This window comes from Okeania sp. SIO3B5 (genome assembly GCF_010692555.1).
In the GTDB taxonomy this organism is placed as follows: Bacteria; Cyanobacteriota; Cyanobacteriia; order Cyanobacteriales; family Microcoleaceae; genus Okeania.
The window spans coordinates 1-17,058 of record NZ_JAAHHG010000198.1; the positions used below are offsets into that span (position 1 = coordinate 1).

Annotated in this window: 15 protein-coding genes and 3 pseudogenes; 7 read left to right on the top strand and 11 right to left on the bottom strand. The window is 39.0% G+C overall.

The genetic code is table 11. The features are described 5' to 3' along the window. Positions 1–110 precede the first annotated feature (110 nt). The 6 genes and pseudogenes from F6K54_RS43120 to F6K54_RS23285 all read right to left on the bottom strand — a co-directional run. Positions 111–254 (bottom strand): annotated as a pseudogene (locus F6K54_RS43120) (element excision factor XisH family protein); the annotation flags it as partial. A 20-nt stretch (positions 255–274) separates the two neighbouring features. Continuing rightward, positions 275–577, bottom strand: coding sequence for a type II toxin-antitoxin system RelE/ParE family toxin (locus F6K54_RS23270; RefSeq protein WP_293082582.1), 303 nt, complete (start codon positions 575–577; stop codon positions 275–277). 7 nt (positions 578–584) lie between these two features. Further along, on the bottom strand, positions 585–845 hold the full coding sequence (locus F6K54_RS23275) for a type II toxin-antitoxin system ParD family antitoxin (RefSeq protein WP_293082584.1): 261 nt from the start codon (positions 843–845) through the stop codon (positions 585–587). 197 nt (positions 846–1,042) lie between these two features. Next, positions 1,043–1,252, bottom strand: coding sequence for a hypothetical protein (locus F6K54_RS23280; RefSeq protein WP_375341997.1), 210 nt, complete (start codon positions 1,250–1,252; stop codon positions 1,043–1,045). Next, a pseudogene (locus F6K54_RS43855) lies at positions 1,252–1,368 on the bottom strand (hypothetical protein); the annotation flags it as partial. The pseudogene F6K54_RS43855 and the gene F6K54_RS23280, both read right to left, overlap by 1 nt. Before the next feature lie 221 nt (positions 1,369–1,589). Further along, complete coding sequence (locus F6K54_RS23285) at positions 1,590–3,119, bottom strand: YifB family Mg chelatase-like AAA ATPase (RefSeq protein ID WP_293082589.1); 1,530 nt, start codon at positions 3,117–3,119, stop codon at positions 1,590–1,592. 49 nt (positions 3,120–3,168) lie between these two features. Here F6K54_RS23285 and F6K54_RS23290 point away from each other — a divergent pair, with 49 nt between their 5' ends. Beyond that, complete coding sequence (locus tag F6K54_RS23290; protein WP_293082592.1) at positions 3,169–3,516, top strand: histidine triad nucleotide-binding protein; 348 nt, start codon at positions 3,169–3,171, stop codon at positions 3,514–3,516. A 301-nt stretch (positions 3,517–3,817) separates the two neighbouring features. Here F6K54_RS23290 and F6K54_RS23295 read toward each other — a convergent pair whose 3' ends face one another. Next, entirely contained in the window at positions 3,818–3,964 is a 147-nt protein-coding gene (locus tag F6K54_RS23295; protein ID WP_293082594.1) for a hypothetical protein, read from the bottom strand. Positions 3,965–4,133: 169 nt separating this feature from the next. Here F6K54_RS23295 and psbA (F6K54_RS23300) point away from each other — a divergent pair, with 169 nt between their 5' ends. Next, positions 4,134–5,195: a photosystem II q(b) protein gene (gene psbA, locus F6K54_RS23300; protein WP_293082597.1), complete on the top strand. Its 1,062-nt coding sequence runs from the start codon at positions 4,134–4,136 to the stop codon at positions 5,193–5,195. A 666-nt stretch (positions 5,196–5,861) separates the two neighbouring features. Next, complete coding sequence (gene psbA / locus F6K54_RS23305) at positions 5,862–6,923, top strand: photosystem II q(b) protein (RefSeq protein WP_293082599.1); 1,062 nt, start codon at positions 5,862–5,864, stop codon at positions 6,921–6,923. A gap of 367 nt (positions 6,924–7,290) precedes the next feature. Here psbA (F6K54_RS23305) and F6K54_RS23310 read toward each other — a convergent pair whose 3' ends face one another. The 4 genes and pseudogenes from F6K54_RS23310 to F6K54_RS23325 form a co-directional block, all read right to left on the bottom strand. After that, a complete protein-coding gene (locus F6K54_RS23310) occupies positions 7,291–8,064 on the bottom strand; it encodes a hypothetical protein (protein WP_293082602.1) in 774 nt (257 codons plus the stop codon). A 291-nt stretch (positions 8,065–8,355) separates the two neighbouring features. Beyond that, a pseudogene (locus F6K54_RS23315) lies at positions 8,356–9,336 on the bottom strand (aldo/keto reductase). Positions 9,337–9,565: 229 nt separating this feature from the next. Continuing rightward, complete coding sequence (locus tag F6K54_RS23320; RefSeq protein WP_293082618.1) at positions 9,566–9,883, bottom strand: Uma2 family endonuclease; 318 nt, start codon at positions 9,881–9,883, stop codon at positions 9,566–9,568. Between the two features lie 126 nt (positions 9,884–10,009). Further along, positions 10,010–10,153, bottom strand: coding sequence for a hypothetical protein (locus F6K54_RS23325; RefSeq protein WP_293082604.1), 144 nt, complete (start codon positions 10,151–10,153; stop codon positions 10,010–10,012). Between the two features lie 425 nt (positions 10,154–10,578). Between F6K54_RS23325 and dacB the strand changes: the two genes are divergently transcribed. The 4 genes from dacB (at position 10,579) to F6K54_RS23345 (ending at position 16,603) form a co-directional block, all read left to right on the top strand. Then, complete coding sequence (dacB, locus tag F6K54_RS23330) at positions 10,579–12,018, top strand: D-alanyl-D-alanine carboxypeptidase/D-alanyl-D-alanine-endopeptidase (protein WP_293082607.1); 1,440 nt, start codon at positions 10,579–10,581, stop codon at positions 12,016–12,018. A gap of 978 nt (positions 12,019–12,996) precedes the next feature. Further along, on the top strand, positions 12,997–15,003 hold the full coding sequence (locus F6K54_RS23335) for an FG-GAP-like repeat-containing protein (RefSeq protein WP_293082609.1): 2,007 nt from the start codon (positions 12,997–12,999) through the stop codon (positions 15,001–15,003). 96 nt (positions 15,004–15,099) lie between these two features. Then, positions 15,100–15,594: a (2Fe-2S)-binding protein gene (locus F6K54_RS23340; RefSeq protein ID WP_293082612.1), complete on the top strand. Its 495-nt coding sequence runs from the start codon at positions 15,100–15,102 to the stop codon at positions 15,592–15,594. After that, entirely contained in the window at positions 15,581–16,603 is a 1,023-nt protein-coding gene (locus F6K54_RS23345) for a xanthine dehydrogenase family protein subunit M (RefSeq protein ID WP_293082615.1), read from the top strand. The genes F6K54_RS23340 and F6K54_RS23345 overlap by 14 nt, the downstream gene beginning before the upstream one ends. The last annotated feature ends 455 nt before the right edge of the window (positions 16,604–17,058 follow it).

Sequence of the window (17,058 nt, forward strand, 5' to 3'; positions counted from 1 at the left end):
TAAAAAAATTCTTCAATCGTCATAACTACGCTCATCTTTGTAATTCTTTCTCCTCCTGACTCCTGACTCCTGACTCCTGACTCCTCCTTACTTAACCATTCTATGGCTGTTTAACCGGATTTGATATAAATCATCAATTTTAGCTGTTGTTGTTGGGTTATTTTCTTAATTAATTCCCGCCTAAAAAATACCTGATAAGTTTCAAATGGAACTGTCAAGTATAGCTGACATTCAGGTTCAAGTTCAGCAAGAACAAATCTATGGTTGTGTAAACTTAATTTTCATCTGACTGAAATAAGTTTTTTAGATACCTAGAACCATGCACGACTCGGAGAATTTCTAAAGTATTATCAATAGCCTGATATAAGATAATATATTTATCTAAAGGTACACCTCGCAACCCTGGTCTAATCTCTTCATAACTGCGTCCCATCATGGGAAAATTGATTAAGTTTTGACACTTTTTTTGAAAGGCAGCAATGAAGCTTTCTCCTCTGGCAACATTGAAATCGGCAAAATAATCTATAATTTCATTTAAATCTTTACTAGCAGAAGGAGCAATAATATAGCGATTCATATAATACTTATTTTTTACGAAATTGACGTAACTTTTCTTTCAACTGATTAACAACTATTTCTCCGTCTATTCCTTCACCTCGCCGGATTTCTTCAATAGCTATGTCTACTTTTTCTTGAGTTTCTTTTATCCATATTTGATAGGCTCTATCCCGTTCTTCTAATAATCTAAAAGCTTCGACAATAACTTCATTGGCATCTTGATATCTGCCACTTTTTAATTTTTGTTGAATGAAGTCAATTTGTTCTGAATTTAAACTAATATTCATTGCTAATTTTTACAGATAAGCTACAGTAAGATAAATTTCGTTATCTTGATTACTAATAGCATCATAACATTTTCCTGAAAGTTTTTGGAAGGCAGGAGGCAGGAGGCAGAAGGAAAGAAAAGGCTAGAAGAGAGAAAGTTTTTTGAAAGCTGATTCTCCGGACATAATATAATACCATACCTCTATAATTTGTGCATCTAATTTTTTTTGAGTTGTTCTAATTTATTCCTAATCAAAATATCAACTTCTTCAACTTCAGCAATTGATTTTGGAATATCAAAAGTCTCCGTTGGAGCTTCAGAAGTAAAGCGGTCAACAAATATATGAAATGCTACTTTGTTATTAGGATGAGCAATAACATAAGCTCTAAGTTGGGTTTTATTCATGCTATTAAAACCTGGCTTCATCACAATAACCTCCAAGTGCCATCGGCATATATTTCTATCTCTATATTATCTCCTGCTAAGATAAATAAATTACCTGTTCGCTCGTCTGGACGAACAAGAAAAATAGGAGTGAATGTATTGGTTAAAGATTTTTGCTAGTGGGAGCATCTTGCTCCCGTGCGTGACCGAGATGCTCAGATAATCAAAACTTCAAGACAAGCGATCGCTCAATTCTACATTAGTCAGTAATCACACTATTACAGATTCAAAAACTAAAAACCTAATCTGTTGGGTTTATCCTACGGATAAGCTGGCGCTAACGTATTCCTCAACCCAACCTACAAAGGTATTTCATCAATTACTGCATCCGATCGATAGTCCGATACTGAATTGCCTCAGCAACATAAGCAGGTTTCAACTCCTCATCCCCTGCCAAGTCAGCAATAGTCCTCGCCACCTTCAAAATTCGATCGCTCGCCCTCGCTGACAAACCCAATTTTCTTATCGCCCCTTCCAATAAATTCCGACTGCTATCATCCAACTTACACCACTTGGGAAAATGACGACTCTGCATCTGAGCATTACAACTTAAACCAACCTCATCCTTAAATCGATGTCGTGCGCGATCGCGTGCAACTTTCACCCTCTCCCTCACATCAACAGACCCTTCCCCAGTGTCCTGTCTCGTAATTTCCTCCGGTTTCAACCGACCAACTATCACCTGTAAATCTATCCTATCCATCAACGGGCCCGAAAGTTTTCCCCAATATTGCTCCCGTTGCCGTGGCGAACAAGTACATTGTTGAATAGGATCTCCATAATAACCGCACGGACAAGGGTTTGTACTGGCAACCAAAGTAAACTGAGCCGGAAATTCCACCGACATTCGGGTGCGCGATATTGTCACCACCCCATCTTCCAATGGTTGACGCAAATATTCCAAAACATTGCGATTAAACTCCGTTAACTCATCCAAAAATAATACTCCTCGGTGAGATAAAGAAATTTCCCCCGGTCGCGGAAAACTCCCTCCACCCACCAAAGACGGCCCAGAAGCAGAATGGTGGGGACTGCGAAACGGGCGATCGCTCACCAAACTCCCCTTATCTTTCAACAACCCTGCCACTGAATAAATTTGAGTCACTTCCAACGCCTCCTCAAAATTCAACGGAGGCAAAATTCCCGGTAAACGTCGCGCCAACATTGTTTTTCCACTGCCAGGAGGACCGACAAAAATCAAATTATGCCCCCCAGCAGCAGCTATTTCCAAAGCACGACGAGCATGATTTTGTCCTTTAACTTCTTTTAAATCTAAAGCAGAGAATTGTTGTTTTGCCAGAATCTCACCAATATCTACTTCTACAGGAGAAAAGTTAGTAGGATTATTCAAAAAATCGGTAACATCAAATATATTGTCAAATCCATAAACCGATAACCCCTTAACTACCGCCGCCTCCTTTGCATTAGCAGCAGGCACAACTAACCCGCTGATTCCCATTTTTTCTGCTGCTGCGGCAATAGGTAAAATTCCAGCTACTGGTCGTAATGTACCATCAAGGGAAACTTCTCCCAAAAATAGATGGTCTCCGAGCAAGTCTGCATTAACTTGTTCCGAGGCAGCTAAAATTCCGATACTAATAGGTAAGTCAAAACTGGGGCCTTCCTTGCGTAAATCTCCGGGGGTGAGATTAACCAGAATTTTCCGCATGGGGAAGGCATAACCGCAATTTTTGAGAGTAGCTTTGACTCTTTCCTTTGATTCTTGAACTGCGGCATCTGGCAATCCCACAACGACAATTTTCGGTAATCCCCCCGATACATCGACTTCCACACCCACTTTTACGGCCTCAATGCCAATTATTGATGCACTCCAGACTCTAGCTAACATAATTCCTTTATTCTTAAATTTGTATATTGAGTTATTTGAATATAGATAAATGAGCGAGCAAGACACTCTTTTCAGTAAAATTATCCGGCGCGAGATTCCGGCGGACATTGTTTATGAGGATGATATGGCCCTCGCCTTCAAAGATATTAATCCTCAAGCTCCTGTTCATATCCTCGTGATTCCGAAAAAGCCTATTCCCAGGTTAGCTGATGCTGTACCTGAAGACCATAGTTTGATGGGACATTTATTGCTGACGGCCAAGCGGGTTGCTCAAGAAGCAGGACTTGAAAATGGCTATCGTGTAGTGATTAATAATGGAGCTGAAGCTGGTCAAACTGTTTTTCATTTACATCTTCATATTCTTGGAGGTCGTCAAATGCAGTGGCCTCCAGGGTAATTCAAGATATAGCAGTACGTTCTTTGGGGAGTAGGGAGTAGGGAGTAGGGAGTAGAGGAATGTCTGCGCCCTATTTGCGTGATTATAGATAATGTAGTGGAGTGGCACACTTAATATCAAGTTGAGCCTATCATCCGCCAAGAAATAAATTTCTTGGCTCACAGCAGAAGTCATCTTAAGATGACTAAAGATAGCTAATTTATTATGGCGTTCTTAATGAGACTTGATATAAAACTGTGCAATAGATTTTTGTTTCTAGGTGTCTTTGTCTCCCCTACTCCCCATTCACTAAAGTCAAAATTCAAAAGTTAAAAGTTAAAAGTGATACTTTGATATCAAATCCGTTTAATTCGGTATCAAAAAATGTTCCATCTTCAACCATGACCAAATATTTCTCGATTTCCCCATCCCCCCATCCCCCCATCCCCCCATCTCCCCATCTCCCCACCTCCCCATCTCTAGGAGTCTCAAGGATAAAGCATAAGTCTAACTTATAATAAAATTCAAAAATACTTTTCTTAAAACCCTTTACAAAACTAAATTAGATGATTAATATAGTAAACAAGAAAGCAAAACGCTTTCGAGAACCTTGAAAAATACATAGCAATTATAAACCCATGACAACTACCTTACAACAGCGTGAAAACGCCAATGTATGGGAAAAGTTCTGTAGCTGGGTCACCAGTACAGAAAACCGCTTATACATCGGCTGGTTCGGTGTATTAATGATCCCTACACTGTTAACAGCTACTATCTGCTACATCATCGCATTCGTAGCAGCTCCTCCTGTAGACATCGATGGTATCCGCGAACCCGTCGCTGGTTCCTTAATGTACGGAAACAACATCATTTCCGGTGCAGTAGTACCTTCCTCCAACGCTATCGGTCTACACTTCTATCCTATCTGGGAAGCAGCAAGTTTGGATGAGTGGCTATACAACGGTGGCCCATACCAGCTAGTAATTTTCCACTTCCTCATTGGTGTATTTACCTATATGGGTCGTGAGTGGGAACTATCTTACCGCTTAGGTATGCGTCCTTGGATCTGTGTTGCTTACTCCGCTCCTGTAGCAGCAGCAACAGCAGTATTCTTAATCTATCCTATCGGACAAGGAAGCTTCTCTGATGGAATGCCTTTAGGAATCTCTGGAACATTCAACTTCATGTTAGTATTCCAGGCCGAGCACAACATCTTAATGCACCCATTCCATATGTTAGGTGTAGCAGGTGTATTCGGTGGTTCTCTATTCAGCGCAATGCACGGTTCTTTGGTAACTTCTTCCTTAGTACGTGAAACAACTGAAACTGAGTCTCAGAACTACGGTTACAAGTTCGGTCAAGAAGAAGAAACTTACAACATCGTAGCAGCTCATGGCTACTTCGGTCGTTTAATCTTCCAATATGCATCATTCAACAACAGCCGTTCCTTACACTTCTTCTTAGGAGCATGGCCAGTAGTAGGTATTTGGTTCACAGCATTAGGTGTGTCCACAATGGCCTTCAACTTGAATGGTTTCAACTTCAACCAGTCCATCATCGATTCTAGCGGTCGTGTGGTAAATACTTGGGCAGATGTAATCAACCGCGCTAACTTAGGTATGGAAGTAATGCACGAGCGTAACGCTCATAACTTCCCTCTAGACTTAGCTGCTGTAGAAGCTCCTTCTATCAACGGTTAATTTTTGAGTTTGCTTTAGTTAGCTAATCTAAACGCTCTCCAATTTTATTGGGGGGCGTTTTTTGTTTTGTTTGTCCTAAGCTCGATGCAATGGATTATTATAGCGCTACTTTAATCGGGAATAGGGAACAGGGAACAGAAGACTTTCAAAGGGTTTCAGAATTTAAAAATGTCAAACACCTTAATGCGTAGCGCTATAAAAGTCCCTGTTTTTCTCATAATTTAACGCGAAACCTGCCCCTACTGAACCGACACAGCTAAAATGGTGCATTAGGGAGTAGAGGAGTGGGGGAGAAAGATTGCTGTTGGGTTTCACTCCGTTCAACCCAACCTACTGGACTGTTTCATCTTAAATGTTGCATTAGAAAATGGGGTGATGGGGGGATGGGGTGATGGGGGGATGGGGTGACGAAAAAAAGCGCTCTGCACTATTTTAGGTGAAACAATCCACTACATTTTTAGGCGTGTCAGTCCACTACTATCAATCTAGCCACCGACAGAAACTCATCAACAAAACTTATAACTTAGTTAAACAACAATGTGCTTAACACATCTTTACAAAACGAAATAAAATAGCTATATTATTAATAAGGTCGCAGGGAAATAAAAAAACACCTGCACCACCGTACCTCGAAAATTTCATACATACATAACAGCAATCATAATTATGACAACTACCTTACAACAGCGTGAAAGCGCCAACGTATGGGAAAAGTTCTGTAGCTGGATCACTAGCACAGACAATCGTTTATACATCGGCTGGTTCGGTGTATTAATGATCCCTACCCTGTTAACAGCTACTATCTGCTATATTATCGCATTCGTAGCAGCTCCTCCTGTAGACATTGATGGTATCCGCGAACCAGTTGCTGGTTCTTTAATGTTCGGAAACAACATCATTTCCGGTGCAGTAGTACCTTCCTCTAACGCTATTGGTCTACACTTCTATCCTATCTGGGAAGCAGCAAGTTTGGATGAGTGGCTGTACAACGGTGGCCCATACCAGCTAGTAATCTTCCACTTCCTCATTGGCGTATTCTGCTACATGGGTCGTGAGTGGGAACTATCCTACCGTTTAGGTATGCGTCCTTGGATCTGTGTTGCTTACTCCGCTCCTGTAGCAGCAGCAACAGCAGTATTCTTAATCTATCCTATCGGACAAGGAAGCTTCTCTGATGGAATGCCTTTAGGAATTTCCGGTACATTTAACTTCATGTTAGTGTTCCAAGCAGAGCACAACATCTTAATGCACCCATTCCATATGTTAGGTGTAGCAGGTGTATTCGGTGGTTCTTTATTCAGCGCAATGCACGGTTCTTTGGTAACTTCTTCCTTAGTACGTGAAACAACTGAAACAGAATCTCAGAACTACGGTTACAAATTCGGTCAAGAAGAAGAAACTTATAACATCGTAGCAGCTCACGGCTACTTCGGGAGGCTTATCTTCCAATATGCATCATTCAACAACAGCCGTTCCTTACACTTCTTCTTAGGAGCATGGCCAGTAGTAGGAATTTGGTTCACAGCACTAGGTGTGTCCACAATGGCCTTCAACTTGAATGGTTTCAACTTCAACCAGTCCATCATCGATTCTAGCGGTCGTGTGGTAAATACTTGGGCAGATGTAATCAACCGTGCTAACTTAGGTATGGAAGTAATGCACGAGCGTAACGCTCACAACTTCCCTCTAGATTTGGCTGCTGTAGAAGCTCCTTCTATCAACGGTTAATTTTTGAGTTAGCTTTAGTTATTTAATTTAAACGCTCTCCAATTTTATTGGGGGGCGTTTTTTGTTTTCAATGTTACGCGAAATAATTTTATCTATTCAGGACTTACACAAATTAACCTTGAAAGCGCCATATGTAGGGGCGAATGGCATTGGCTAACGCCAAGCTCCGCTTTATATGTTGCGGAGCAAAATGCCCTCACTGGATTTAGTTTCCGTGCGTAAGTCTCATCTATTACAGCGGTTTTCATTTCAGTAGACCACAGTAGGGACGTTGCATGCAACGTCCCTACAGGGTTTTGGTTATGACGATGTGGTTCATCAATTTGAAAAGCGCTTTAGACCAAATTTATTGATTTCGTTCCAGCTATTATCTCTTGCTTCGTGGTAATTTATCTGCTGCATCACCGATAAACTCAACTTTGCCGACAAATGAACAAAGAGAACGGGTACTAACTGCCATTGTCATATCAAAAGATCCATCAGGTTTTATATTAAAAGGTGCTTTCAAATACGCAGTAAGGTTCCATGGATACCATCTATTTCTCTGTTCATCAAAAGAACTAGCACTAACCACAACTAAATTTTGATCCAGATCGAGCCTGTGCTTTTTTCCATTAGCTTCAGTCAATGCAAGAGTGAAACCATTGACAACTGATTTGAGGTTTGCAGACACTAAGTCTCGCGAATTTTCACCCGCACCACCTCTGCTAGAGTACGTGTTGCCACACGACATATAACCAACAACTTCTTTAACAGACTTAGACGCAGAAACTATGGGAGATTCTCCTAAACCAGTCAGGATAAATGCTAACCAGTCAACTGAAACAGATTCATACTTATCCGTCCCATTTGCTTGCGCACACTTGCCAACATAGTCACAACTTTTACTATTTGCAACTTCACTAGAACTGTCATAGCTTAGGAATGGTTTTCCTGCCGATGTTTCTGCTAATTCAAGTTGCTTAAGTGTAATTTCTTGCTTCTTCAATTCTTCTGTTACAACTTCTTGAGATTCAGATAAGTTTTCAATATAACTTAGACTTTTCCCCACTGGTTCACGAGAATTAGCAATGGAAGATTGGCTCAAGGTAGCAAGAGTAACCAAAACCAATTTCATAGGAATTGATAAATATGACTTCATAACTTCTATTAATTCAATAGTATTTGCTATTTTTAATTAATTCGTACACCAAAAAACTATTCTTTCTAAGATATTCAGGACTTACGCAAATTGACTTTTAAAGCACCATCTGTAGGGGTGCCATTCGGAGCTTTGCGGAACGCAAATGGCATTGGCTAACGCCAAGCTCCACTAACGCACTAGCTATATGTAGAGTCTCTGCGTAAGTCCTGAAAATGTAGCAAAATTTTTGAGATTTGGTATAAGCCCAAAATGAACCTACAACCTACAACCTACAACCTAAAACCTTCTTCAAGTCCAAGCACGGAAGAAAGTATTTTCTTGCCAAACACTGGCTGTTTTTTCTTCGATCGCTCCCATGTCCTGTTGAGTTAACTGCTGAAACGTCTGGGCAACCCTAACATTAGACTGCAACATTTCCACAGACTCTGTCGCTACGATACAACAATGTACCCCCTCTAAGGACAATACATATCCCATCGCTTCCTCCATATTCAATATCCCCGGTTGGAGTAACTTACCGTAAGCTGGTATTTTCATTCCAATAACACCCACATTTTTTTGTTGCGCAACAGGTAACACAGTAGGAGCAAATGGTCGCGGATGATGTTTGTCAGCAGCATTAATAGAAACCAGAGTAGTATCAAATGGATAGCGACGTAGTCCTTCAGCAATAATATCAGGTTCGTGATGACCTGTAATTCCTGAAAATTTGACTATACCTTGTTCTTTTGCTTCTTCCATTGCTTTGATAGCACCTTGGGAACTGAAAATTTCATCTAAAGTTTCTGTAAAGGAAACATGGTGTAACTGCCACGAGTCAAGATAGTCTGTATTTAATCGTTTTAGCGATCGCTCTAATTCTCTTCATGCTCCGTCGCGATCGCGTATTCCGGTCTTACTTACCAAAAATATATCTTTTCGATAAGCGGGTAAAACTTTTCCAAACTGTTCTTCACTTGCACCATAACTAGCAGCAGTATCAAAATATCTAATTCCTAGAGACAGAGCAGCTTCAATTACTGCCATAGCCTCTTTTTCTTTCCCACTCTTACCTACAGGTGTTTTTCCTGCTCCACCTAAACCTAAAAGTGGTACTTTGATGCCAGTTTTACCTAATACTCGTTCTGGCATTGTGGATGTGGTGGGTAGCTCTTTAGCAGATGCTACTTTGGTCTGAGATTTTTTATTTACGGCAGCACAACCTACTATACTACTGGTAGCAGCAATGCTTGTCATTATAAAGTTACGTCGAGTCGTTTTTTTTGTCATAGTTATCTATGATTTTTTTGTTGTTTACTCTATATAAAGCGCTTCTCTAATTTATGAGATACAGTTTTAGTTCCCCCCTAGCCCCCCTTAATAAGGGGGGAACTGGTTAAAAAGGGGGGAGGCTTCAAAGTCCCCTTTTTTAAGTGGGATGTGCGGGGGATCGTAAATGTAACTCATCTTTATGAGAAATGCCATATACTAATTGTCTTTTCCAAATTTAACACTAATTTTAGAAATTCCACTCCATAAATAAGTCTGTTACTGGTAATGTAAAACCTGGCAAAATATCTTCTCCATCTAAATTATCAGCAACTTGTAATAACTTATCTGGTTGTGGTTTATGGTAGACTAAAATTGATTTTTCATCAGGATTAATTACCCAAACTAACCGACAGTTATTTTCAAAGTATTCAACAATTTTTTGATGTAGTTCTTCAAATGTATTATTGGGAGAAATTACCTCTACTGCTAAATCGGGAGCGCCCTGAAAATAACCTTTAGGTAATCGCTTTAATCCTAATAAACGGTCTTTGGAAACAAAAGAAATATCTGGTAATAATTAATAATTAATAATTAATAATTAATAATTACCTCTTCTTTTCAAGGAGAGGATTGACGCGGTAGGGAAATTTTTTTCTTGTTTATCCTTTAAAGGAGAGGCTTTAAACCTTAATTATTCGGTAATATTACCATGTTCCATTCCTGAGTTTCCCATATCGACAACTTCTCCATTAATTAATTCATGATGACTGCCATTTTCTGATAATGCCTGAAATTCTTCATCAGTTAATATCTTATTTTCGGTTGCTAGATTCATAAATTTATTCTGATTAATTTAGTAATTGAATATTTTATCAAATTGGCTCAATTACATTTTATATCATATCAAATATGCGGAAAAAAATCGGAGTAATATAATTTATACTGTCAGTAGGGGCAAACGGCTGTTTGCTCCTATAATACTGATTATTATTACTAAATGCCAAATAATACTAAAGAAAGACGGATTTAATATCGCACTATATTTTTAGTCAATAGCAAATGTTTAAATTTTCCCTCAAACAAATTACCGAAAAATTCAGGTATAAAGCCTCTCCATTCATGGATAAAAAAGCGGTCAAGGGATGGCGAAGTTTCCTCCCAATATCCAATCGACCCAGAGAAGAGAAAAAATCCTTTTATCCAATCCTCTTATTTATAAAAAAAGGTAATTCTAAATTCTTAATTCTTAATTCTAAATTATTGACAATTACTTTTCTTGTAGTATTTCTCAATCCATTAATAGCACTTAGTCAGGAAACTACTACAACAATTTGTTCCTCTGAATTAAGTAATCGGATTGATGCTGTAATTAATCGCCCAGTTTTTAATCGTTCTCGGTGGGGAATTTTAGTGGAAACTTTATCGGAAAAAACTACAATTTATAACCGGGATGCTAAATATTATTTCATTCCTGCTTCTACGGCTAAACTGTTAACAACTGCTGCAGTATTACAAAAACTTCGCCCTCAATTTAGAATTAGAACTTCAGTTTATGGTGATGGGAATGGCAATATATATATTGTGGGTAGAGGCGACCCTAGTTTAACAGAAACTCAACTACAAAGTTTGGCTGAACAATTAAAGGAACAAGGCATAGAAACTATTAATCAATTAATTGCTGATGATAGTTATTTTGAAGGAACAGGAGTTAATCCTAATTGGGAATGGGAAGATGTTCAGGCTGGTTATGGCGCACCAATTAATAGTTTAATTCTGAATCAAAATTCTATAGATTTGGTTTTGTCGCCTCAAAATTTAGGTCAACCTTTACAAGTTACTTTTGTTAATTCTGTTGAAGGTCAAAAATGGCAGATTGAAAATAATTCGGTGACTGTAGGGAAGAATGAAAAAGAATTTGTTGAGGTAGGAAGAGATTTTATTCAGCCAATAATTCGGATATCTGGGCAATTACGAGTTGGCTCGGCATCGGAACCTGTTTATGTGGCGGTTGTGGAACCTGTGGATAATTTTTTAAATCAATTTAGTCAAGTTTTAGCAACAACAGGAATTCAGGTTTCTCAAATAGTAAAAAAATCACAGATTGCCTCTAATATCAATTTGACTGAATTAGCTTTTGTGGAGTCTCCAACATTAGCGGAATTAATAGAGGAAGTTAATAGAAAAAGTAATAATGTTTATGCAGAATCTTTGTTACGGCAAATGGGAGTTAGGAGTAGATTAATTCCTAGAAAAAAATCTAATAATCAGACTTTAGCAAAAGGTTTGGAAGAGGTAAAAGTAATTTTAACTAGGTTAGGAGTTACTCCCAATAGTTTTATTTTAAATGATGGCTCTGGTTTGTCTCGTCATAATTTAGTTAGTCCGGAAGCTTTGGTACAAACTCTCAGAATAATGGCTAATTCTCCTTGGGCAAATATTTATAGAAATTCTTTACCTGTGGCTGGTATAAGTGGCACATTGAGTAGACGTTTTAGAAATAGTTTTGCTGAGAGAAATGTACAAGCTAAAACAGGAACAATTAGTGGAGTTTCTGGTTTAGCAGGATATATTCAACCTGCTAATTTTGAGCCTTTAATATTTAGTATTATTGTCAATCAGTCAGAGTTAGAAACTAAAAATTTGAGAAGTGCTATTGATGAAATAGTTTTGCTATTGACTCAGTTAAAGTCTTGTGGTTAGAAATCATTTATTTATGGACGTAGATTAAAAAATGTGTAAGCATTCAGCCATCAGCCAGCCTCCTACCGGAGGAACTGCGTTATCAGCCAGCCTCCTCCGGAGGAACTGCGTTAACAGCTATTGCTTTTAGTTTAGGATAAAAGCAATATTTAATTGTCTTACTATAAAAGTTGACTCCCTTGCCCTTAAAGTCTATTTTAATTTAGACACTGTCCTATATGAGAGAGTCTTGTTGCTGATAGCTGACAGCTAATAGCTGAATGCTTACAAAAATGTTTTAAATAATTAGGGTTTGCTGAAAAAGTCTTTTAGTAGGGATAGGAGACAGGAGACAGGAGACAGGAGAAATGGGAATGAGCGAGAAGGTAGAAGTAAGAATTGTCCCAAGATTGTTCTGCCCAACTATACGCCTAAAATACTAACTTTTTGAGTGTTTTAGACTGAAACAGGCGCACTTTTTTTTTGCCTGAAAAGGCTAAAGTCTTTATATGTCAATGCTTTTAGATTTAATCAGCAAACCCTAATTAAAAACCATTAGACTAGATTGCATAAAATTGACATAGTTCAAAGACTATTAGACATCTCCAAAAATTAAAAATAAAATCAATTGTCCCAAATAAATTATCAATTATTATTATGCCATTTTGAAAAAATAATGTTACGAATAATAAGCACCATAAAAAGACTTTCAGATAAGGTATGTTTCACGAAAAAGGTAATTTAAAACATCAAAAGTGGTATTCAATTTATCCATTATGCATTCTAAATTCTAAATTCTAAATTAGAATAAATACCCTAACTATTTGTAGCAAACATTTATCAATTATTCTTACCTGTTCCCTGTTTCCTGTTTCCTGTTCCCTCTTTTCTGGAGATGTCTATTTTAGATTTGTTATAATCGGAAATAAAAACAAGAGAATATCAATTCTGAAATAGATAAAGCAGTACCCAACTTTCAAATCATAAATTTTAACTAATATGAATGAACTAGAAAATATATTGAATATTTCTCAAACGTCAGACTCAATATTTGACAAAGTTGATTTGATCAATCGTGCGAACTTGGATGTAGAGGACGACACTGAATCATTTGCAATAGGAGAATTTAATAGTGATGGTATCTCAGATTTAGTAGTTGTCAACAGTCGCTCTGATAACTTATCAGTGTTATTAGGGAACGGTGATGGTACTTTTAGGGATACTATGAACTTTTTTGATGTGGGTGAATTTCCTCGCTCGGTTGCAGTAGGAGAGTTTAACGGTGATGGCATTTCAGATTTAGCTGTCGCGGATGGCAACCTATCAGTGTTATTAGGAAACGGTGATGCTAGCTTTAGTAATTCTACTAGCATTGATAGAGGGGACGTAGAAGATAGAGCTGATTTTGTTGCAATAGGAGAGTTTAATGGCGATGGCATCTTAGATTTAGCAGTTCAGAATACTGATACTAGAACGGTAATAAGTGGCTCTTGCTGTGACGATCCTTTGGAATTGTGCTGTGATGCGCTGATTGACGAGAATAGAATTACCATATCAGTGTTATTAGGAAACGGTGATGGCAGCTTTAATAATACGAGCAACTTTCTTTTCAGGGATTTTCAACCTTTTGCAAATATCTCTTCAACTGTAGTAGGAGAGTTTAATGGTGATGGCATCTCAGATTTGGCCTTAGCGGATGGCAGTCTATCAGTTTTATTAGGAAATGGTGATGGTAGCTTTAGTAACGCCACAACATTTGATGCAGGTGAATATCCCCGCTCGGTTGCAGTAGGAGAGTTTAATGGGGATAGCATCTCAGATTTAGCTGTAGCAAACTTTAGATCCGATAACGTATCAGTGTTATTAGGAAATGGTGATGGTAGCTTTAGTAACGCCATCAACTTTGATGTAGGTGAATTTCCGCGCTCGGTTGCAGTAGGAGAGTTTAATGGGGATAACATCTCAGATTTAGCTGTAGCAAATTCCGATGACATATCAGTGTTATTAGGAAATGGTAATGGTAGCTTTAGTAATGCTATCAATTTTGATGCAGGTGAATTTCCCAGTTCCCTTGCAGCAGAAGAGTTTAATAGTGATAGCATTTCAGATTTAGCAGTGTTAAACGGTTCACGGGGTGACGACAATATATCTATCCTCTTTAATACTACTCCAGTTCCCTCCATAGGTGGTATTATTATTCAAGGAGAAGCTGTGGGTACTGAAAATAACGATCTAATATCTGGCAGTGAAATAGACGATAAATTCTTCGCACTTGCTGGAGATGATATAATATCTGTTCAAGCAGGTGACGACGAAGTTAATGGCAACCGGGGAAATGATGTTATTAGTGGTGGTGCAGGAAATGATAATCTACATGGAGGTAGAAATTTAGATTATATTCTCGGTGATGATGATAACGATCTAATATTTGGCGATCGCGACTCAGATACTCTCAACGGTGGAGAAGGTGCAGACACAATTTATGGTGGTAAACAGAATGATGAAATAGTAGGTGAAGAGGGAAATGACTTTATTTCTGGAGATCTCGGTGATGATACTCTATCAGGGGATAGAGGTAACGACACTATTCTTGGCCAGGATGGTAACGATCTGATTACAGGTGGTGAAGATCCCGATCTGATTACAGGTGGTGAAGGTAGCGACACCTTAATTTTTTCTAGTTCTAGTGGAGAACGAGACGAAATTACTGATTTTTCTCCTACACAGGGAGATTTAATGATCTTAGACAAGAGAACTTTCTCTGCTATCGAAAGCGAGTCGGGCAGTAGTTTCAGCATTGCGAGTGAGTTTGCAATAGTTACTAATGATGAACTTGCAGAAACAGCTAATGCCGTTATTGTCTATAATCTGGAAAATGGTAATTTGTTTTATAATCCTAATGGTAGTGAACCTGGTTTTGATAGTGGTAACTCTAACCCTGGAGGTATATTTGCCACCTTAAGTAACACTCCGTTATTAACAGCAGGAGATTTCTTCATCAGATAAATTGACCAAAATTGAAAAACTCTGATACTATTAATTAGGAGTTACTGCTACCAATATAGTTATCTATTATAGTTATCTATTGTTGAAGTTATGCAAATGTTAGAAAAAGAAAAAATAGCACTAACATTAAAAATTAATGGAGTGCCACATCATCTAGAGATAGAACCTCGCGTGACTCTGTTAGATGCACTGCGAGAATATTTAGGTTTAACAGGGACAAAAAAAGGATGCGATCGCGGAGAATGTGGAGCTTGCACGGTATTAGTCGATGGAAAGCGAATTAATGCTTGTATGACTCTGGCAGTAATGCAAATGGGAAAGTCAATTATTACTATTGAGGGTTTAGCAGAAGAAAATGGACAACTACACCCAATACAAACAGCTTTCATTGAGCATGATGCTTTTCAATGTGGGTATTGTACTTCCGGCCAAATAATTTCTGCAGTAGGTTTACTAGCAGAAACACAACCAAAGTCAGACCGAGAAATTCGGGAAGGTATGAGTGGCAACCTCTGTCGTTGTGGTGCTTATAATCATATCGTTGCAGCAGTTCGTGAGGTAGTGGAGAAAACAGAAAATGCAGCCATTTAGTTATGCGAAAGTTAATGAAGAAAATACGGCCATAACCACAGTTTCTCAGGATCGGACTATATTTTTTATTGCTGGTGGTACAGACTTGATAGGTTTAATTAAAGATGGCGTACAAACACCAAAACAAGTTGTAGATATCAACCCTCTACCTTTAGACTCAGTGGAAGTTGATGCTGATAATAACCTCCGCATCGGTGCCTTGGCAAAATTGAGTGATGTTGCTCGTTATTCCACAGTGAAAAATTCCTATCCTGTTATTTCAGAAGCAATATTAGAAAGTGCTTCTCCTCAACTGCGGAATATGGCAACAGTGGGAGGAAATTTATTACAACGGGTACGCTGTAATTATTTTCGCGACCCAGTTTTTCCTTGTAATCGTCGTATTCCAGGTACGAGTTGCCCTGCTATGGAAGGTTACAATAGAATGCACGCTATTTTAGGTACAAGCGAACATTGCATTGCCACTCATCCTTCAGACTTGGCAGTAGCATTAGTTGCTTTAGATGCGATGGTTTGTATTCAAAGTAAAACTGGACAACGCCGAGTGCCGATAAATGATTTTTATCTGTTGCCTGGAGAAACACCCCACCGAGAAAATGTTTTAGAGCATGGAGAGTTAATAGTTGCTGTAGAAGTGCCTGCTGTTTCCTGGTTTAGTAATTCTCACTATCTCAAAGTACGCGATCGCGCCAATTATGAATTTGCCCTAGTTTCTGTAGCTCTTGCTCTGGAAGTTGAGCAAAATATTATCAAGTCTGCACGACTAGCATTAGGAGGAGTTGGTACAAAACCTTGGCGTTCCCAGGAAGCAGAAACAGCATTGCAAGGAAAACCGATAAATGAAGCAACTTTTTCTACGGCAGCAGAAGCAGCTTTGGCACAAGCAAAACCACAACAACATAACCAGTTTAAAATTGAACTAGCTAAACGTAGCATTATTCGTGCGCTGTCAACTGTATTACTTAGGAGTAAACCCACCCCTCGCCCCTCCCAGGAGGGGAAGTCATGAGTCAGGAGGGAAGAAAGAAGAAGAAACAGGAGTAGAAGGAGAAAGTTTTTTGTTTAACTGGCGCACAATTTTCCTGACTGTATTACTTAGGAGTAAACCCACCCCTCGCCCCTCCCCCTCCCAGGAGGGGAAGTCAGGAGTCAGGAGTAAACCCACCCCTCGCCCCTCCCAGGAGGGGAAGAAAGAAGAAGAAACCCCGAGTAGAAGGAGAAAGTTTTTTGTTTAGCTGGCGCAAAACTTTCCTGTTGGAATGCTACCACAAACGTTAACGCTTTTGCTTCGCGAAACGCCAAAAAAACTAACTATTAGACATCTCCAATAATAAAAAATAAAATCAATTATCCCAAATAAATTATCAATTCTTCCCCTCCCCTCCTGGGAGGGGCTAGGGGTGGGTTGGGAGGGGGAGGGGCTAGGGGTGGGTTGGGAGGGGGAGGGGCGAGGGGTGGGTTCCA